Genomic DNA, 19,276 nt, shown 5'->3' on the forward strand with positions numbered 1-19,276 from the left:
GGAGGAATCGGACGTTTTTTGGTAGCCTACGCTCATATCGTGCTTACTTTGCGAGCCTTACCTTCTTGCTTGTACCATGAAAAATCCTCCCATACTGCTAGCCGCGCTGCTGGCGGCCGGCCCGGCCGCCGCCCAAACGATGGCGGCCATCAAGCCCCTACCCTACCCCCAGACGCGGAAGGTGGACACGATGACCACCTACTTTGGCACCAAGGTGGCCGACCCTTATCGCTGGCTCGAAAACGACCAGGCCACCGACACCAAGGACTGGGTGCAGGCGGAGAACAAGGTGACGCAGGACTATTTGAGCAAGATTCCGTACCGCGAGGCCATCCGCACGCGCCTCACCAAGCTCTGGAACTACGAGAAATATACTTCGCCCACCAAGGAGGGCAAGTACACGTATTTCTCCAAAAACACCGGCCTGCAAAGCCAGTACGTGCTATATCGGCAGCTGGGCGCGGGCGCGCCGGAGGTGTTTCTCGACCCCAATACCTTCTCCAAGGACGGCACGACGTCGCTGGCGGGCATCGAGTTTACCCACGACGGCAGCCTGGCGGCCTACCAGATTTCGGAGGGCGGCTCGGACTGGCGCAAGGTCATTGTGCTGAAAACCAGCGATAAGTCTATCGTGGGCGACACGCTGAAGGACGTGAAGTTTTCGGGCCTGGCCTGGAAGGGCAACGCGGGCTTCTACTACAGCAGCTACGACAAGCCCAAGGCCGGCAGCCAGCTGGCCGGTAAAACGCAGATTCACAAGCTCTACTACCATAAGCTGGGCACGCCGCAAAGCACCGACCAACTCATCTTTGGCGGCGAAAAAGACCCCAACCGCTACATCGGGGCCAACGTGACGGAGGACGGGCGCTTCCTCATCATTTCAGCGGCCAACACCACCACCGGCGGCAAGCTTTATTTGCAGGATTTAAGCAAGCCCGGCAGCGCCATCGTGAACATGGTGCCCGACGAAAAGAGCATCAACCAGGTGGTGGACAACGTGGGCAGCAAGCTCTATATCTTCACCAACTACCAGGCCCCCAACTTCCGGCTCGTGACCGTGGACGCGGCCGCGCCCAAGCAGGCCAACTGGAAAAACCTGCTGCCCGAAACCAAGAACGTGCTGGATGTGAGCATGGTGGGGGGCAAAATCTTCGCCACCTACCTCAAAGACGCCACCTCGCTAGTCGAAGAATACGACATGGCCGGCGATAAGCTGCGTACCATCCAATTGCCGGGGGTAGGGGCGGCCAGCGGCTTCAACGGCAAGAAGCTGGACAAGGAGACGTACTACACGTTCACGTCCTACATCTACCCGCCCACCATTTTCAAGTACGACATCGCCAGCGGCAAATCGACGGTGTACAAGAAGGCCGGCGTGCAGTTCGACCCCAGCAAGTTTGAGTCGAAGCAGGTGTTTTACACCTCCAAGGACGGCACGCGCATCCCGATGCTCATCACCTACAAAAAGGGCCTGGCGCTGAACGGCAAGAACCCTACCCTGCTCTACGCCTACGGCGGCTTCAACATCAGCGTAACGCCGGGCTTTAGCACCTCCAATATTATCCTGCTCGAAAATGGCGGCATCTACGCCGTGCCCAACCTGCGCGGCGGCGGCGAGTACGGCGAAAGCTGGCACAATGCCGGCACCAAGCTCCAGAAGCAGAACGTGTTCGACGACTACATCGCGGCGGCCGAGTATTTGATTAAGAACAACTACACCTCGAAGGACTACCTGGCCATTTCGGGCGCCTCGAACGGCGGCCTGCTCGTGGGTGCCACCATGAGCCAGCGCCCCGAGCTGTTTAAGGTGGCCTTCCCAGCGGTAGGCGTGATGGATATGCTGCGCTACAACCAGTTTACGGCCGGCGCGGGCTGGGCCTACGACTACGGCACGGCCCAGGATTCGCCCGAGATGTTCCAGTACATCTACAAGTACTCGCCCTACCACGCCCTCAAGCCGGCCGTGTACCCGGCTACCCTCATCACCACCGCCGACCACGACGACCGCGTGGTGCCGGCGCACTCGTTCAAGTTCGCCTCGCGCCTGCAGGAAGACCAGCAGGGCCCGGCCCCGGTGCTCATCCGCATCGAAACCAAAGCCGGCCACGGCGCGGGCCGCAGCACCGCCCAGGTCATCAGCGAGCAGGTGGATAAGTGGGCGTTTATGTTTGAAAACATGGGGCTGACGTACCCAATGGCGCAGTAATGCGGTCCGGCTGACTGCTCAAAAAACGCCAGACTCTCGTGGAGAATCTGGCGTTTTTTGAGTTGAGTCTCCGCTACGCTTTTGCCTGGCAACGGCCGCTGCTCCGGGCTGGTCAGCAGAAAAAACAAAGCAGGTTGTAACGTCTGCGGCGCTTGCCGGTACTCCCGGTATGCTCACCCGAACAGGGGTAGGCACCAGTTCCTTTCTCACTTTCTGTTTTCACTCCCATGAAATTTTTGTTCATTAGCCTAGTCCTAGCCAGCAGCCTGGCCGCTACTGCCCAAACCATTACTGCTCCGGCTTTCATCAGCACTTGCCGCCAAATGGACGACGACAACCAGCAGCGCTTCTGCGAAACCCGTGACCTGACCATGCCGGCCCCCACTGGCCGCCCCCTCAACATCGACGGTGGCCAGAACGGCGGCATTACCGTCAAAGGCTGGGACGGGGTCGACGTGCGCATCCGCGCCACCGTTCAGAGCTGGGGTAGCAGCCAGGAGCAGGCCCAGGCGCGGGCCAAAGCTCTCAGCATCAGCACTGCCGGCAACACGCTGCGGGCCAGCACTACCGACCACGCGGCCGTCAGCTTCGAGGTATTCGTTCCGCGCCGCTTGGCGCTGACCCTCAACACCCAAAATGGGGGCATCAGCCTCCATGAGCTGCAAGGCACCATCACGTTCCACGCCCAGAATGGCGGCGTATCGCTGGATAAGCTCGGCGGCCAGGTTGCGGGCAACACCACCAACGGTGGCCTGTCTATCGCCCTCAGCGGCCGGCAGTGGGAGGGCAGCGGCCTCGACGTAGCCACTACCAACGGCGGTATCACCTGGCATTTGCCGGCCAGCTATTCGGCCCAGTTCTTTACCAGCACCAACGGCGGCGGCATCAAAACCACGCTGCCCATGAGCAAGCCCAAAGGGCAGTACCGCGAAGTAAAAGCCAGTCTGGGTGCCGGCGGCCAGCCTGTCAGGGCCGTTACCATCAATGGCGGCATTACCATCGAGCAAGGCTAGCGTAGCTCAGCTTGGAGCAGCTTCACGCAAAAAACCCTTCCTGGTAGCTGGCGCGCTAGCAGAAAGGGTTTTTTTAGGTTGATTTGGCTAAGCGCTTGCCTGCCTCATTGCGCCAGCCGGTGCAGCTCCTTATACAGCAAATTGTTACCCCAAAGCAGTTGTAACACCATCGGGATGTGATGCTTGCCGGGCAGCACCGTGTACTTGGGCGCTTCGCCCAGCGACGTGAGGCGCTGCCGAAACTTCTCGCCGCTATAAGCGATGCCAGGATAGGTTTTGCCGCCGATGTAGATGCTGTAGGGTGGCGCGCCGGCCCGCATGTGGTAGATGGCCGAAGCCTGCCGCCACACCGCCGGGTTTTTGCTGAAAGGCCCCAGGTATTGCTCGTCGCCGGGATACTGCATCTTGGTGAGGTAGTCGAGCATGTCGAGACCGGCGGGGTCGTCGAGTAGCACGGCGTGGGCCGCGGTGGGGGGTAGGCCGTGGCGGGCCAGCAGCGTGTCGGAGCCAGTGGCCAGCAGCGCGGCCAGCCCGCCGCCCGCCGAGTGGCCCATGAGCACGATGCGCGCCGGGTCGCCGCCGTACTCTCCGATATGCGCCACCGTCCAGGCCAAGGCGCGGGCGCAGTCGTCGGCTTGCTGGGGCACCAGTGCCTGCGGGGCCAGCCGGTAGCTAATCACCACGCCCACAAAGCCCTGCCGGGCCAGCCGCCGGCCGATGGCTTTATACAGAATATCGTCTTTGCTGCCGCTGTTCCAGCTGCCGCCGTGAATGAAGAGCACCACCGGGCGCGGCGCGGCCTTCTTGCGCGGCTGGTAGATGTCGAGCAACTGGCTTTTGGGGTCAAAATCGGGGGCCGAGGCGGGCACGTAGGCGATGTCGGCGATGCGGTGGCTGGCGCGGGCCACGGCCCATTCGTTGGCCAGCAGCACGGCCACGGCAGCCAGCAAAAGGCCCAGGGGGGGTAGGGCCAGCCGGCGAAGAGTACGCATCATAAGGAGGGGGTAGGGAGCCCCCGACCTACGGCAGGGCGGCTAAAGTGGTTGGCGCAGAGCGGCACGAAAATGGTGACTGTCGCGTTTTCTTCGTAAATTACCGTATTCGGCCACTTTTAACCGGCCCCTTCCACTATGCAACGCTATTCCACCTCCCCCATGTCAACCGTTACTACTGCCCGCACCCGCACCCACGAGCTACAGCTCTGGACGCCCTGCTTCACGGCCGTAGCGGCTGGCACCAAGCCCTTCGACGTGCGCGAAAACGACCATGATTTCCAGGTCGGCGACGCGCTCTTAATCCGAGAATACGACCCCGATACCAGTACGTACAGCGGCCAAACGCTGCTGCGCTGGGCGAGCTACGTAATGCCCGGCGGCGCGTTCGGCGTCGAAGAAGGCTGGTGCGTGCTCGGCCTGGGCAACATGCCCCCGCTGCCACCCGGCATCACCGACACGCGCCTCTGGTAGGCAGTGCCTGGGTTATTAGTTGGTTAGGAAATCGTTGCCCCGGTATTTCGCCGGGGCTGGGTTAGTTTTGCCCAGCTACGGCGGCGCCGCAGTTTATTTTACCTGGCTTTTCAATTCTTTCGCAGCGTGTTTTTTTGGCTAACTCCCCGCGTTCGGCGCGGCGCGTTTCTCGTTTTGCTGGGCGCCACGCTCGGCCTGCCCGCCCAGGCTCAGAAGAGCCGCAAGGGTGCCCCTACCCCCCCGGCCAGCGGCCCGCAGCGGCTCCAGCCGCTGTTTGGCGGCGTGCCATTGGCGCAGGCGCAGGCGCTGGTGGGCCCCGCCGTGCTGGCCGACGTGGACCGCAGCTTCCCCTCGCGGCCCGAGGCCAGCAAGTTTTTCAGCAAGAAGGGCTATGAGTATCTCAATGAAAACCAGCCCGATACGGCCATCGTGCGCTTCAACCTGGCCTGGGTGCTCGACCCGGCCAACCCCGACCCCTACCAGGGCCTGGCCGTGATACTAAGCCGCCGCCCCGATACCCCGCCCGAGGCCGTGCAGCACTTGGTGTTGCAAGGCCTGGCCGTAGCGCCCAACAACGTGTCACTACTCATCGACGCGGCCAACACGGTGCTGGGTCACTACGAGCAGGCCAAAAAGAAGAAAGACCTCACCCAGGCCAACGAGTACGTGCAGCGAGCCCTGCTCGCCGACCCCAACAATGCCAGCGCCTGGCAAACCCAGGCCCGCATCCGCTACTTCCAGGAAGACTACCCCGCCGCCTGGCAAGCCGTGCATAAAGGCCAGAGCCTCAGTCTCACCAGCCTCGATTTTGACTTCCTCGCCGAGCTAATGGCCAAGCTCCCCGACCCGGAAGGCAAGTTTCATTAAGAAAACCGTCTGTCCTTGCGAGCGCAACGGGGAGTAGCGCGAACTTTGTAGTTCGCGTCCCCGCGCCGTTAAAGCCAGTAGAACGGCGCGGGGACGCGAACTACAAAGTTCGCGCTACTCCCCGTTACCATCTCGAATAAGATAGGACGTAACAGCAGGTATCTAAAACAGCTCGGCTGCTACCCGCCGAATGGCTTCAGCTTTGCCCATCGAATAATAGTGCAGGCAGGGCACGCCGTGGGCTTGCAGCTCGCGGCTTTGGTGCAGGCACCACTCGATACCCACTTCGCGGGCAGCGGCGTTGTCGGGGGCCTGATGAATGGCTTCGGCCAGCGCTTCGGGGATGCTCAGGAAAAAAGCGCGGGGTAGGGCCGTGAGCTGCGCCTTGGTAGTCAAGGGCTTGAGGCCGGGGATGATGGGCACCGTAATGCCCGCCTCGCGGCAGCGCTTCTCGAACTTGAAAAACTCCTCGTTGTCGAAAAACATCTGGGTCACGATGTAGTCGGCCCCGCGGTCGATTTTATCCTTGAGAAAGCGGATATCGGAGCCGTTGTTGGGGGCCTCGAAGTGCTTTTCGGGGTAGCCGGCCGTGCCGATGCAGAAGTCGGTGCACAGCACGGGCTCGGCGCCGGCGGGCTGGTACTGCTCGTCGTGGTCGTGGTAGCGGCCGTGGTTAAGGGAGTCAATTTGCCCGATGAGGTCGCAGGCATAGGTGTGGCCGTCGGGGTGCGGCTGGAAGTGGCCCTCGCTTTTGATGGGGTCGCCGCGCAGCGCCAGCACGTTGTCAATACCCAGGAAGTGCAAGTCAATCAGCGCGTTCTCGGTTTCCTCCTTGGCAAAGCCGCCGCAGATAAGGTGCGGCACGGTGTCCACGTCGAAACGGTTTTTGATGGCCGCGCAAATGCCCACCGTGCCCGGCCGCTTGCGCACCGCCTTGCGCTGCAAGAGCCCGCCCGGCCGCTCGCGCAGCACAAACTCCTCGCGGTGGTAGGTGACGTCAATAAACGGCGGCTTGAACTCCATCAAGGGCTCGATATTCGCGAACAGCGAGTGGATGTTCTCGCCCTTGCGGGGGGGTAGGACCTCGAAGGAAAACAGCGTTTTGCCGGCGGCGCGGGCCAGGTGGTCGGTTACTTTCATTTTTTTAGCTGATGGCTTCCGGGGTAAAATCGTCTGTCCTTGCTTGATGCGCAACATGCTCGCAATGCCAGGTAGCGCGAGTGTTAGAAATTACGCCGGGTCGTAATTCAAATTCGGCATTAGCCACCGCTCCAGCTCCGGCAGCGGCATGTGCTTACGCTCGGCCATGTCGGCCACCTGGTCGGCCCCGATTTTACCCAGGCCGAAGTAGCGGGCCGCCGGGTGGGCATAATACATGCCGCTGACAGCGGCGGTGGGGTACATGGCCAGGTTTTCGGTGAGGATGATACCCGTCTGGTTTTCCGCGTCCAGCAGCCGGAAAAGCGTGATTTTCTCGGTGTGGTCGGGGCAGCCGGGGTAGCCGGGCGCGGGGCGGATGCCGCGGTATTCCTCCTTAATCAGCTCCTCGCCGCTCAGGTTTTCATTGGGCGCGTAAGCCCAGAACTCCTCGCGCACGCGCTGGTGCAGGCGCTCGGCGAAGGCTTCGGCCAAGCGGTCGGCCAGCGCTTTTATCATGATGCTGGAGTAGTCGTCGTGGTCGGCCTCATACTTCTCAATGAGCTTTTCGATGCCCAGCCCAGCCGTTACGGCGAAGCCGCCGAGGTAGTCGGCGCGGCCGGTTTCGCGAGGCGCGAGGTAGTCCGAAAAAGCCACGTTGGGCAGGCCGGGGGCCTTTTCGCTCTGCTGGCGCAGCGTGAAAAACTCGTCGCGCACCCGCTGGCGGGTGTCGTCGGCGTAGATTTCGATGGTATCGTAATCCTTGGTATTGGCGGGCCAGAAGCCTAGCACGGCACGGGCCGTCAGGCTTTTATCGGCGATGACTTCGGCCAGCATTTTTTGCGCATCCTCGAAGAGGCGGCGGGCGGCTTCGCCCAGGTTTTCATCTTCCAGAATACGGGGGTAGCGGCCCTTCAATTCCCAGGTGTGGAAGAAGGGCGTCCAGTCAATGTAGCGCGCCAGCTCCTCCAGCGGATAGTTATCAAGCACCTGCGTGCCCAGGAAACTGGGCTTGGTAATGGGCGAGGTTTCCCAATCGGCGTGGAAGCCGTTGGCGCGGGCGGCCCCGATGGCGAGGTAGCTTTTTTCGCGCTGGCGGCTGGCATGGTCGGCGCGCAGGGCTTCGTACTCGGCCTTAATCGTTTGGTTATAAGCCACTTTTGCCGAGCCGAGCAGGCTAGCCGCTACCCCCACTGAGCGCGAGGCATCGTTGACGTACACCGCCGGACCGCTGTAGGCCGGGGCGATTTTCACGGCCATGTGCAGGCGCGAGGTCGTGGCCCCGCCGATGAGCAGGGGGGTAGTGAGCTTGCGCTTTTCCATCTCGCGGGCCACGTACACCATCTCATCGAGCGAGGGCGTGATGAGGCCGCTCAGGCCGATGATATCCGCGCCCTGCTTCTGGGCTTCGTCCAGAATCCGTTCCAGCGGCACCATCACGCCGAGGTCCACGATTTCAAAATTATTGCAGGCCAGCACCACGCCCACGATGTTTTTGCCGATGTCGTGCACGTCACCTTTCACGGTGGCCAGCAGGATTTTACCGGCCGTTTGGCGGGCCGCGCCTTCCTTCTCAGCTTCCAAAAACGGCTGCAAATACGCCACTGCCTTCTTCATCACACGGGCCGACTTCACCACTTGGGGTAGGAACATCTTGCCGGCCCCAAACAGGTCGCCGACCACGTTCATGCCGCCCATCAGCGGGCCCTCAATCACGTCGAGTGGGCGGGGCAATTGCTGGCGCACTTCCTCGGTATCCTGGTCAATAAAGTCGGTGATGCCGCGCACCAGGGCGTGTTGCAGGCGCTCGGCCACGGGCAGCGAGCGCCAGGCATCGGCCACTACCTCCACCTTGCCCTTCTGCTGCACCGTTTCGGCGAAGTCCACGAGGCGCTCGGTGGCATCCTCGCGGCGGTTAAGCAGCACATCCTCACAGCGTTCGAGCAGGTCGGGCGGAATCTCATCGTACACGGCGAGTTGGCCGGCGTTCACGATGCCCATATCCAGCCCTGCCCGGATGGCGTGGTAGAGGAAGGCTGCGTTCATGGCCTCGCGCACCGTATCGTTGCCCCGGTACGAGAAGCTGACGTTGCTCACGCCGCCGCTGGTGCGGCAGCCCGGCAGGTGGGTTTTTATCCAGCGCACGGCCTCGATAAAGTCCACCGCGTAGTTGCGGTGCTCATCCAGGCCAGTGCCCACGGTCAGGATATTGGGGTCGAAGATGATATCCTCGGCCGGGAAGCCAACTTCTTCGGTGAGAATGCGATACGAGCGCTCGCAGATTTCAATGCGCCGCTCGTAGCTGTCGGCCTGCCCGTTTTCATCGAAAGCCATGACTACGGCCGCCGCGCCGTACTGGCGCACCAGCCGGGCGTGGCGCTTGAAGGTTTGCTCGCCCTCTTTCAGGGAAATGGAATTGACGATGCTCTTGCCCTGCACGCACTTCAGCCCCGCCTCAATCACGCTCCACTTCGAGGAGTCAATCATCAGGGGTAGGCGGGCAATGTCGGGCTCCGAGGCGATGAGGTGCAGAAAGGTGGTCATGGCCGCCTCCGAGTCGAGCATGCCCTCGTCCATGTTGATGTCGAGCACCTGCGCGCCGCCTTCCACCTGGGCGCGGGCCACGGCCAGCGCCGCCTCGTAATCGCCCGAGCGCACGAGCCGCGCAAAAGCCCGCGAGCCCGTCACGTTGCACCGCTCACCGATGTTGACGAACAGGCTGTCGGACGTGACGTTGAAGGGTTCGAGGCCGGCAAGGGAAAGGGAGCTTTGAGTTAAGAGTTGAGAGTTAAGAGTTAAGAATTGGGAGTTTGTATTTGTGGTTGAGTTAGCCACCGCGCCGGTAAGCTCGTCTTCATAACTCTTAACTCTTAACTCATAACTCTTAACTTCCCTAGTTGGGTACCGCCCGGCCAATTTCTTCAGCTCCGCAATGTGCTGGGGCGTGGTGCCGCAGCAGCCGCCCACCACGTTCAACAAGCCTTCTTTCAGATAATCTTCCACCAGCGCGGCGAATTCCTGGGCGCTCTCGTCGTAGCCGCCGAAGGCGTTGGGTAGGCCGGCGTTGGGGTAGGCCGACACGGGCACGTCGGCGAGGCGGGCCAGCTCGCGCACGTAAGTGCGGAGCTGGTCGGCGCCGAGGGCGCAGTTGAGGCCCACGCTCAGCAGGGGTAAATGCTTGATGCTGTGCCAGAAAGCTTCCACCGTTTGCCCACTCAGGGTGCGGCCCGAGGCGTCGGTGATGGTGCCCGAAATCATCACCGGCACTTCCCTACCCCCCTCGTTGAAGAACTGCTGCACCGCAAACAGCGCGGCTTTGGCGTTCAGCGTATCGAAGATGGTTTCGATGAGCAGCGCGTCCACGCCGCCTTCCACGAGGCCGCGGGTTTGCTCCAGATAGGCTTTGGCCAGCTCATCGAAGGTCACGGCGCGGAAGCCGGGGCGGTTCACGTCGGGCGAGAGCGAGGCGGTGCGGTTGGTGGGCCCGATGGCCCCGGCCACGAAGCGCGGCTGCGCGGGATTCTGCGCCGTGAACTCGTCGGCCACTTCGCGGGCCAGGCGCGCCGACTCGTAGTTCAGCTCATACACCACGCTTTCCAAAGCATAGTCGGCCTGCGCGATGGTGGTGCCGCTGAAGGTGTTGGTTTCCACCATGTCGGCCCCGGCCGCGAAATACTCGGCGTGAATGGCGCGGATAATGTCGGGCCGCGTGAGGCTCAGCAGGTCGTTGTTGCCGCGCAGCGGGCGCGGGTGGTCCCGGAACCGCTCGCCCCGAAAGTCCTCTTCTTCCAGGGGGTAGCGCTGAATCATGGTGCCCATCGCGCCGTCCAGGATGAGTAGGCGCTGGCGCAGCAGCGCGGGCAACGGCGAGCTACACGCGGGGTCGGCGGTGGTAGTGGGGGTAGGGAGCGTGGCGGTGGCGGGCATATTCTTTCGGAAAAAAGCAGGGCGGGCGGCCCCTATCCAGAAAGAAAGCCGCGCCGGGCGGCGCAGGTTCCGGCTGATATCTTCTTCAACCTAAATTAGTGGTTGAACAGGAGTTGGCACCTACTCGTGGTAGGTTGCCAAGACGTCATCGGGCCTGGTCCCTCGGTCTTTCTGGATAGCAGCAAGGGCGAAGATACACCAAGAGCCGCAGTATAGGGTAAGCTTTAGCTGGCCGCTCTTCCGCTCAAGGATTTTAAACCCTGAAACGCGTGCATAAAACTTGCCGCCTGTCAGGCTTACCCTTGGGGGCAAGCTAAAGCTTACCCTACATTATTCACAAAAAAAGCGCCTCCCGAGTGGAAGGCGCTTTTGATTGGAGAACATGGCGCCTTATGGCAGGAGCACGCCGCGGTAGTCATTGGGGTTCACGCCCGGTACGGAGGAGCCGTAGCTGGCATTGATAACCCGAATCCACTCATTGGCGATAACGGCGTAGCCGCGGGGGGTAGGATGCACGCCATCGAGCCCGAAGATATTGCCGGTTGCAAAAGTGGCCGTATTACTCACCGCGTTGGTAACCACCCCGTTGATGGCCACGCTGGTGAAGAAAGCATTCATATCTACCACGGGCACCTTGAAGCGCAGGGCAGTTTTGGCAATAATGGCATTCAGCTGGGTTGTACGGGCCACTACGGCCGCTATTTCGGTGGCGTCAAGTACATAGTCGCTGGGAATGGCGTTGGCGGGCGAAGTGCCGACACCAGGGTGGCCGGCGATATACGCCTGCGCCGTTAGCGTGAGCAAGTCGGCTGAGGTAGCCGCCCGCGCCGTAGCCGCCGTAGTACCAGTTCCTGGTTGAATGTAAATGGCCGTGACGGGCAGGCCGGCAGCTTTATATGCTGCTAATACGGCCGCCACCGTGACAGTCGTGAAATACGGTATCCCCGTCACGTTCGGGATATTGGCTACGGCTCCCTTCACCGTGCCATTTTTAGTGATAGTGGTCAGAATAGCCCGGTAGCCAATGCCGAAGCGCGTGGTGTCGGTGAGGTTGCTGAAGGGGTTCGTAGCCGCTACTACCCCGCCGGCCGTGGCGTAAGTCAGCACGTCGTTGTTGCCCATCCAGCAAGTGAAGAAGGTGGGCGTTTTCTGGCCAATGTAGGTTACATAGTCCTTGGTCGGCTTTTCGGCCGCCGTCAGCAGGCGCTCATAAAACGGGTTGATAACCCCGTAAGGCGCCAGCCCGCCCGTGAGGGCCGAGAGGCTGCTGAGCACCGAGATGCCCGGTACGCCCAGGTTGTCGGGCTGCGACCCTGAATAGGCCTCGAGCTGGGCCTGGCCGCTGGGCAGCGCCGAGCCCGTGTAGGCCACCTGCTCACCCAGAAACTGGTTGGCCGCCGAGGGCACCACCGGCCCCAGCGCGCCGTTGGCGGCCAGCAGCTTAATATAGCCCGAGCCATCGGCCTTGCCGGCCGAAAAGGCAGGCTGCACGAAAGCGGTCGGACCTTTGCCGGTTTTGCCAAACTGCTGGGCCAGCAGGGCGGGGTAGGACGTGGCCTGCGCCGAGTTGTAGAGGCCGCCGTCGGTGTAGCCCGCGGTGAGCGAGTTGCCCACGGCCACGTAGCTGGTGAAGTCGAGCGAGCCCGGCGAGGCCGATGGCCCGTCGATGTTGGTTTGGCAGCCGGCCAGCCCGAGGCCCAGGCCCAGCAGCGCCAGCGCCGGCCGGCCTACCTTGTTGATAACGAATGAAGTAGTCATTTGAATGGGAGTAAGACGGGCTTAGAATTTCACGTACAGCTGCACGCCGGGCACGGCGATGGTCGTCTTGTAGGTGCCGGCCACGCGGTCGGTGGTGCCATTGCTGATGAGGTCGTCCTGGCTCTGGCTGCGCTGCATGAAGTCTTCGAACAGAAACGAGCCATCAATGCCGAAGCGGCCGGTGATGGCGTAGGTGAAGCCCGCCGTGACGCCAATGCGGTCCGCGTCGGGCGTTTCGGGCGTCACGAAGCCGTCGCGCACCGCGCTCATGTCGTAGAACGTGCCGGCCCGCACCGTAAATTTATCGGTCACCTTATACTGGCCGCCGAGGCGGAACGCCAGCGCATCCTGGTACTGCCGCTTGGAAGTAGAAGTCGCCTGGCCGCCGAGCACGCCGCCCGAATAGGTAAAGTCGAGCGACTGGTAGCGGCTCCAACCCACGAGGTTGGCATCGAAGGCAATGAGCAGCTTCTCGTTGGGCTGCACGCCGATGCCGAAGCTGTACACGTCGGGCAGGGGTAGGGTCACGTCAAAATTCTTGGCCGTGAAGCTGCCGGCCGCCGAGGCGGGCACGTTGGTGAGCGTAACGTCGCCGCTGGCCACGTGCGCATCGATGGCCGAGCGGTAGCTCAGGCCCACGCTCAGCTTGTCGCTGGGCTTAAACATGAGGCCCAGGTTGTAGCCCAGCTTGTGGTCGGCCTTGCCGGTGAGCTGCGCGTGCAGCGGCTGGGCATTGCCCTGGCCCTGCACGGGCACGTCGCGCTGCAGGTCCACATCGCCCACGGCCAGCATCACCAGGCCCGCGCCCACGGCCAGCTGCGGCGTGATGGCGTAGGCAGCCGTAGCCTGCACGAACACCGAGCGCAGATTAATGTCGGTGAGCGCGTAGCGACCTTCCCAGCCCTGGGCATAGTGCAGCTCGCTGCCGAAGGGCGTGTACACGCCCGCGCCCAGCCGCCACTTGCCCTCCTTAGGCCCGAAGCCGACGAAGCCGCTAAACGGAAACACGTTGGTATTTTGCAGGGTACGCTGGCCCTGGTCGCCCGTGGCGGGCCGGAACGAAATGCGTGGAATAGCCATATTCACCCCGCCCTGAAAACCAACGGGGGCAAACGCGAACGCACCCGGATTGAAGAACTGCGAGGCCTGGTCGAGGTAGAGGCCGGTGCCCGTGCCGCCCATGCCGACGTTTTTGGCGCCGGTCAGGCCAACCTGAAAGCCGCTGGCCAGTGCGCCTGACGTGGCCGCCAGCAACGCGCCGCCCGCGAGGAGTAATGATTTGACTTGCATAGAATGCAAAATAAGTAGGTGGGGGATTTGGGGGCTAAATGTACCGCTATTTTTCCAATCACTACTCGGCACGCCGACCATTTATTCCCTACCCCCGCCCCGCGCGGTCATTGCGGCGTAGCGGCGGCGGATGCATTTTAGCTAACTAATTCGTTTAGAAACATTGGCGTGACCTTGATTTAGCGGATATGCTAGTAATTTTGCCGCCGTCATGTAGTTTTCATGTTCACTTTTTCTTCACTTTTTTCCTTTCCATATGCTGAAACGACTCCTCGCTTACTCGGTAGGACTGGCTTTGACCGCAGTGGGCGCGCACGCCCAGGCCACGCTCGGCACTAGCCCCTACACGGAGAATTTTGACAACCTGGCCAGCGGCCTGCCCGCCGGCTTCAGCGTCTATACGGCGGCCACGGCCACCAGCCTGGGCACGGCCCCCACGGCCGCGCAGCTCATTCTGACCCCTGGCGCGGCCACGGCGTGGGCAGCCACGGGCACGGGCTTCAAGAACTTCGCCTCGGCTACCGGCCGGCACAGCAGTGCCGACGTGGCCACGCAAACGGCGGCCACCAACCGCGCCCTGGGCGTGCGCCAGACCGGCAGCTTCGGCGACGGCACCAACGTGGGGCCGGCTTTCGTGTTTCAGCTGGCTAACACAACCGGCAAGAGGGATTTCGCGCTCAGCTTTAAGCTCCAATCGCTGGACAGCACGATTATGACGACCGCTGCCACCGGCCGCACCACCGTGTGGCAGGTGGATTATGGCTTGGGGGCCACGCCCTCGGCTTTTACCCAGGTAGGCTCCACGGCCACGACCGGGCCGGTTTTTTCTACTACGACCCTGACGGCCAGCTTTGGCGGGGCGCTCGACAACCTGGCCGGGCCGGTCTGGATTCGCATCGTAGCCCCGGCTGGCACCACGGGCGGGGGCAGTCGCCCATCGTCGGCCATTGACGACTTTTCGCTGAGCTGGAACGCCAACGCCAGCGCCCCTACCCTGGCCGTAGCGCCCAGCGCGCTGGATTTTGGCAAGCAGACGATTAATCAGCCTTCGGCCGCTAAAACCTACACCCTGACCGGCACCAACCTGACCAACCCGGTGACGGTGCGCAGCAGCGGTGGCATATTTATGGTGTCGAAGGATGGGATTACGTTCAGCGACAGCCTGGTGTACGCCGTGGCTGAGCTGGCGCAGCCGGTGCAGGTATCCGTGCGTTTCACGCCCATCGCGCTGGGCCAGACGAGCGGGGCGACTACGGGCACGGTGACCAACCGCAGCACGGGGGCCACCAACCGCACCGTGACGCTGACCGGCACCGGCAACGACCCGACCCAGACGGTGTATGATTTCAACGCCTGCACCGGCGGCGCTACCCTCTCCGATGGCTGGATGCAGTACAGCGTGACCGGCCCGCAAACCTGGGCCTGCACCACTTTCGGCCGCGACCCCGGCAACCCCAGCGGCACCGTCGCCTACCCCAACGCCGTGCAGATGAACGGCTATGCCAGCAGTAATATAGCCAATGAGGACTGGCTGATTTCGCCCGCCCTAACGCTGGCCAGCACCACCTACCCCCTGCTTTCGTACTGGACCCGCACAGCTTTCAATGGCCCGGCGCTGCGCCTGCTGGTTTCGACCACCTACACGGGCACCGGCGACCCGCACGCCAGCGGCGTGACCTGGACCGACCTCAACGCGACCTTCCCCACTCAGGGCTCCGACGTGTGGCAGAATAACTTCCTGGACCTGAGCGGCTACAAGACGGGCACTGTGTACGTGGCGTTCGTGTATAATTCGACTACCAACGCGGCCGCCCGCTGGACCGTGGACGACGTGGTGCTGACCAACTCGGCCACGCCCGCTTCGCCCACCGTGCGCCTCAGCCTGAATGACCTCAATTTCGGCTACCAGCCGGTGAACACGGCGGCGTATAAAAAAATCACGCTGACGACCAGCAACCTGACCGGCACGCTGACGGTGATTTCGGCCAACGCGAGCTTTCAGCTTGGCAAAGACAGCCTGAATTTCAGCCCCTCGCTGACCTATACCCAGGCGGAGGCCAACAATAAGCAGCTGCCCATCTTCGTGCGCTTCCTGCCTACCCAGGCCACCGCGAGCTACGCCGCGGCCATCACCGTCACTACCCCCGGCGTGGCCCCGCTGACCGTGAAGCTGAGCGGCAACACCTACGATATGGCCAAGACGCTGGAAGTGGCGAACTGGAACATGGAGTGGTTTGGCTCGACGGCCGCGGGCCAGGGGCCGACCGACGTGGCCTTGCAGCAGGCCAACGCCACGACCGTGCTCCAGGGCCTGGCGGCCGACGTGTACGTGCTGGAAGAAGTGGTGGACACGGTGCGCCTGCGCAACGTGGCGGCCGACCTCTCGACCCGGCTGGGCACGGCTTACGGCTACAAAATCGCTGATTTTGGCTCGTATGGCGATGACGCGAACGACCCGGACTACCCCGGCGACCAAAAAGTTACCTTTATCTACCGCAAGAATGTGGTGAAGCCGGTGCTGTTTCAGGGACTGCTACGCTGCACGCAGGCCGTCGCCTGCCCGGCCTGGAGCGCCTGGGCCTCGGGCCGCTTCCCCTACCTGATGGCCGCCGACGTGACGCTGGATGGCGTAACCAAGCGCATCAACTTCGTGGGCATTCACGCCAAAGCCAACGCCACGGCTACCTCGCCCAACGACTACGCCCGCCGCCAGCAAGGAGCCGACCTGCTCAAGAGCCTGCTCGACACGAGCTACATGGGCGCTAATACACTGGTGCTGGGCGACTACAACGACGTGCTGAACGGCACCATCGCCACGGGCGTAACCCCGGCCGTGTCGTCGTATAATTCCTTCGTGGCCGACTCGGCCAATTACGTGGCCCTGACCCTGCCGCTGGCTAAGTCCGGGGCGCAGTCCACGGTGAGCTTCAACACGGTGATTGACAACGTGATTGCCAGCAAGCCGATGGCCGCCTACTACATCAGCGGCTCGGCCGCCGTGCGCACCGACCTGGCCGCCGGCATCGCTAACTACGGCACCACCACTTCCGACCACTACCCGGTGTACACGCGCTACTCGCTGAGTGCTACCCCCCTGGCCGCCCGCCGCGCCGCCACCGCCGCGCTGGGCCTCTATCCCAACCCGGTGACCAACACCGTGCGCTTCGACATCCCCGAAACCGGCAACGGCCTCAGCCTGAGCGTGTACACGACTACCGGCCAGGTGGTGCTCAGCGGCACCGGCTCGGCGGCGCAGCTCAACCAGCAGCTCGCGCAGCGCGTGGGCGGCCTCAGCGCCGGCCTCTACGTGGTGCGCGTGGTAGGCCAGCAGCAAACCTACGTGAGCCGTTTTCAGAAGCTGTAAAGGCTTTGTAGTCAGCTTATTTTGAAAGCGCCCCGGCCGGTTGGTCGGGGCGCTTTTTTATTACCCGCTGACAGGTACGGTGGGCAGACCAGCCGCTAGGCCCTACTCAGCATTTGGACCTTTCAACACACTAAATTTGGACTTTTCAACAAAGCCACCAAGGCGTTTAAAGGCCGAATTTTGCAGCACATAATTTGTAGACCATGAAAACGTCAGAAACAGTCTTAGTAACGGGTGGCACCGGCTTTGTGGGCCTGTATTGCATCTTGCAACTGCTGGAAAAGGGCTACCCCGTCAAAACTACCGTTCGCTCATTAAGCAGGAAAAATGAGGTGCTAGAAACGCTCCGGGCCAACGGCAGCACGACGCTGGACAACCTGGCCTTCGTGGCAGCGGACCTGACCAGCGACGCGAATTGGGACGAGGCCGCGCGGGGCTGCGCCTACGTGCTGCACGTGGCCTCCCCCATTTTCTTCACGCCTCCCAAGGACGAAAACGAGCAGCTAAAACCCGCGGTGGAAGGCACGCTACGGGTGCTGCGGGCGGCGCGCGACGCGGGCGTGAAGCGCGTGGTGCTGACGTCGAGCTTCGGCGCAGTGGGCTTCAGCCACACCAATAGCCGGACCGAAACCACCGAAGCCGACTGGACGGACCCGGCCCTGAAAGGCCTCTCCACCTATGAAAAATCGAAAGTGCTGGCCGAGCGGGCCGCCTGGAAGTTTATCGGGCAAGAAGACGGCAGCCTGGAACTGAGCGTCATCAACCCCGTGGCTATTTTGGGTCCGTCGCTGGGCACGCACGTCTCCGGCAGCTTCGGCATCCTTCAGCACTTGCTGGACGGCTCCCTCAAGGCCGTGCCGCCCATTGCCTTAAACGTGGTGGACGTGCGCGACGTGGCCGATTTGCACCTGCGCGCCATGACGGCTCCCGGCGCAAGCGGGCAGCGCTTCATCGCCTCGGCCGGCGGGCAGATTTCCATGCCGGAAATTGCGCGGCTGTTGCGGGAGCAGTTTCCCGCAGCTACGCAGCAGGTTTCCACCAAAACGGTGCCCGCCTGGGTCGTGCGGGTAGCATCCCTATTCAATGCGCAAGCAAAAACGGCGGCCATGCTTTTGCAAGTAAGCCGCAATGTGAGCAACGCGAAAGCCCGCGAAATCCTGAGCTGGACGCCGATTGCAAATAATCAGGAAGCCGTTCTGGCCGCGATGCGGAGCCTTCTGGAATATAAGATTGTGAAGTAAACGCGCAGTTATTCGTCAGCTTATAGTCGATGCTCCCAAGGTCGTGCTTATCAAAATCCTTTCGCCGTTTCTTTTACTACTCACCACCCTAATGAAAGCTCCTATCGCTAGAGGCTTTCCTATTTTTAGAATGACTAAAAAATGGACGCGAAAAAAGAAGTAAGCGCCATTGGGCCGAACGCTCAGCCGGCCAAGGTCGAAATTTCGCCGGAGCATTTCGTCCCAGACCACGTTTTTGTGTATGTCACAAAGGGGGAATTACGTGCGCACGACGGCAATAAAAGCTATACTCTGCAAGCTGACGACTATTGCCTAGTGCGCAAAAACCAGTTGGTACGCTACGACAGAGAAAACCCCGAATTTGAGCGGGTAGTCATTTGCTTTGAGGAATCATTTCTCAAAACTTTTCAAGAAAACCATAACATTCAGCCAAGTTATTTTAATCCTGACGACACTTTTGTTAGCATTCCAAAAAACAAAATAATCCCTGATTTTACCTGTTCGCTTAAACCTTATCTTGATAACTCAGGTCGAATAAACGAGGCATTTGCTACCGTAAAATACGAGGAGCTACTGATTATTTTATTACAGATTCAGCCCGAACTCGCCGGAATATTCTTTACCTATGACATTCCTGGCAAAGTAAATTTAGAGGAATTCATGAATAAGAATTATATTTTTAATGTAAGCGTTCAGCATTTTGCTTTTTTGACCGGCCGTAGCTTATCCGCATTCAAGCGGGATTTTCAAAAAATATTCCATAAAACGCCTAATCGCTGGCTGGTGCAGAAGCGCTTGCAGGAAGCGTATTTTCTTATTGAGAAGAAAAATAGAAAACCGACTGATATTTATCTGGACTTAGGATTTGAGAATCTGTCGCACTTTTCATTCGCATTCAGAAAGCTTTTTGGGCGCACCCCGACCACACTAGCAGAAAACGTGCATAGCAATCAGTAGTTTTTATCTGGCGATAATTAATTTAAACAGAATCATTGCTGCTTCGCGCA

12 protein-coding genes and 1 other annotated feature are annotated in these 19,276 nt (G+C 61.2%); of the genes, 7 read left to right on the forward strand and 5 right to left on the reverse strand.

Annotated elements, in window-relative coordinates; genetic code table 11:
• Positions 1-76: 76 nt before the first annotated feature.
• Positions 77-2,206 (forward strand): prolyl endopeptidase, encoded by a 2,130-nt coding sequence (locus A0257_11360; protein AMR27634.1) that lies wholly within the window; start codon positions 77-79, stop codon positions 2,204-2,206.
• Positions 2,207-2,433: 227 nt separating this feature from the next.
• Positions 2,434-3,219 (forward strand): hypothetical protein, encoded by a 786-nt coding sequence (locus tag A0257_11365; GenBank protein ID AMR27635.1) that lies wholly within the window; start codon positions 2,434-2,436, stop codon positions 3,217-3,219.
• Positions 3,220-3,323: 104 nt separating this feature from the next.
• On the opposite strand, the gene A0257_11370 is transcribed toward A0257_11365, so the two are convergent.
• A complete protein-coding gene (locus tag A0257_11370) occupies positions 3,324-4,211 on the reverse strand; it encodes an alpha/beta hydrolase (protein AMR29728.1) in 888 nt (295 codons plus the stop codon).
• Between the two features lie 162 nt (positions 4,212-4,373).
• On the opposite strand from A0257_11370, the gene A0257_11375 reads away from it, so the two are divergent.
• Positions 4,374-4,685 (forward strand): hypothetical protein, encoded by a 312-nt coding sequence (locus tag A0257_11375; protein ID AMR27636.1) that lies wholly within the window; start codon positions 4,374-4,376, stop codon positions 4,683-4,685.
• 126 nt (positions 4,686-4,811) lie between these two features.
• Positions 4,812-5,552, forward strand: a complete 741-nt coding sequence (locus A0257_11380; protein ID AMR27637.1) for a hypothetical protein — start codon at positions 4,812-4,814, stop codon at positions 5,550-5,552.
• A gap of 162 nt (positions 5,553-5,714) precedes the next feature.
• Here the strand turns inward: A0257_11380 and A0257_11385 are convergent, their stop codons facing one another.
• The 4 genes from A0257_11385 to A0257_11400 all read right to left on the reverse strand — a co-directional run bounded on the left by A0257_11385 (position 5,715) and on the right by A0257_11400 (position 13,664).
• Positions 5,715-6,692, reverse strand: coding sequence for a methylenetetrahydrofolate reductase [NAD(P)H] (locus A0257_11385; protein AMR27638.1), 978 nt, complete (start codon positions 6,690-6,692; stop codon positions 5,715-5,717).
• A 90-nt stretch (positions 6,693-6,782) separates the two neighbouring features.
• Positions 6,783-10,508: a methionine synthase gene (locus A0257_11390; GenBank protein AMR29729.1), complete on the reverse strand. Its 3,726-nt coding sequence runs from the start codon at positions 10,506-10,508 to the stop codon at positions 6,783-6,785.
• Between the two features lie 181 nt (positions 10,509-10,689).
• Positions 10,690-10,798, reverse strand: a binding site (SAM riboswitch class I).
• 208 nt (positions 10,799-11,006) lie between these two features.
• Positions 11,007-12,374 (reverse strand): hypothetical protein, encoded by a 1,368-nt coding sequence (locus tag A0257_11395; GenBank protein AMR27639.1) that lies wholly within the window; start codon positions 12,372-12,374, stop codon positions 11,007-11,009.
• Positions 12,375-12,395: 21 nt separating this feature from the next.
• Positions 12,396-13,664, reverse strand: a complete 1,269-nt coding sequence (locus A0257_11400; GenBank protein AMR27640.1) for a hypothetical protein — start codon at positions 13,662-13,664, stop codon at positions 12,396-12,398.
• A gap of 295 nt (positions 13,665-13,959) precedes the next feature.
• Between A0257_11400 and A0257_11405 the strand changes: the two genes are divergently transcribed.
• The 3 genes from A0257_11405 to A0257_11415 all read left to right on the forward strand — a co-directional run bounded on the left by A0257_11405 (position 13,960) and on the right by A0257_11415 (position 19,226).
• Positions 13,960-17,028, forward strand: a complete 3,069-nt coding sequence (locus tag A0257_11405) for a hypothetical protein (GenBank protein AMR27641.1) — start codon at positions 13,960-13,962, stop codon at positions 17,026-17,028.
• A gap of 203 nt (positions 17,029-17,231) precedes the next feature.
• Positions 17,232-18,269, forward strand: coding sequence for a 3-beta hydroxysteroid dehydrogenase (locus A0257_11410; GenBank protein AMR27642.1), 1,038 nt, complete (start codon positions 17,232-17,234; stop codon positions 18,267-18,269).
• Positions 18,270-18,410: 141 nt separating this feature from the next.
• Positions 18,411-19,226 carry an AraC family transcriptional regulator gene (locus A0257_11415; protein ID AMR27643.1) on the forward strand — a complete coding sequence of 272 codons (816 nt, stop codon included), beginning with the start codon at positions 18,411-18,413 and terminating at the stop codon, positions 19,224-19,226.
• The last annotated feature ends 50 nt before the right edge of the window (positions 19,227-19,276 follow it).

This window comes from Hymenobacter psoromatis (assembly GCA_001596155.1).
Classification (GTDB): domain Bacteria; phylum Bacteroidota; class Bacteroidia; order Cytophagales; family Hymenobacteraceae; genus Hymenobacter.

Excerpts from the sequence above, each read along its gene's own strand:
- A0257_11400 (AMR27640.1), bottom strand. The coding sequence starts at position 13,664 with ATGCAAGTCAAATCATTACTCCTCGCGGGCGGCGCGTTGCTGGCGGCC.
- A0257_11370 (AMR29728.1), bottom strand. The coding sequence starts at position 4,211 with ATGCGTACTCTTCGCCGGCTGGCCCTACCCCCCCTGGGCCTTTTGCTG.
- A0257_11375 (AMR27636.1), top strand. The coding sequence starts at position 4,374 with ATGTCAACCGTTACTACTGCCCGCACCCGCACCCACGAGCTACAGCTC.
- A0257_11410 (AMR27642.1), top strand. The coding sequence starts at position 17,232 with ATGAAAACGTCAGAAACAGTCTTAGTAACGGGTGGCACCGGCTTTGTG.
- A0257_11365 (AMR27635.1), top strand. The coding sequence starts at position 2,434 with ATGAAATTTTTGTTCATTAGCCTAGTCCTAGCCAGCAGCCTGGCCGCT.
- A0257_11415 (AMR27643.1), top strand. The coding sequence starts at position 18,411 with ATGGACGCGAAAAAAGAAGTAAGCGCCATTGGGCCGAACGCTCAGCCG.
- A0257_11395 (AMR27639.1), bottom strand. The coding sequence starts at position 12,374 with ATGACTACTTCATTCGTTATCAACAAGGTAGGCCGGCCGGCGCTGGCG.
- A0257_11385 (AMR27638.1), bottom strand. The coding sequence starts at position 6,692 with ATGAAAGTAACCGACCACCTGGCCCGCGCCGCCGGCAAAACGCTGTTT.
- A0257_11360 (AMR27634.1), top strand. The coding sequence starts at position 77 with ATGAAAAATCCTCCCATACTGCTAGCCGCGCTGCTGGCGGCCGGCCCG.
- A0257_11390 (AMR29729.1), bottom strand. The coding sequence starts at position 10,508 with ATGGGCACCATGATTCAGCGCTACCCCCTGGAAGAAGAGGACTTTCGG.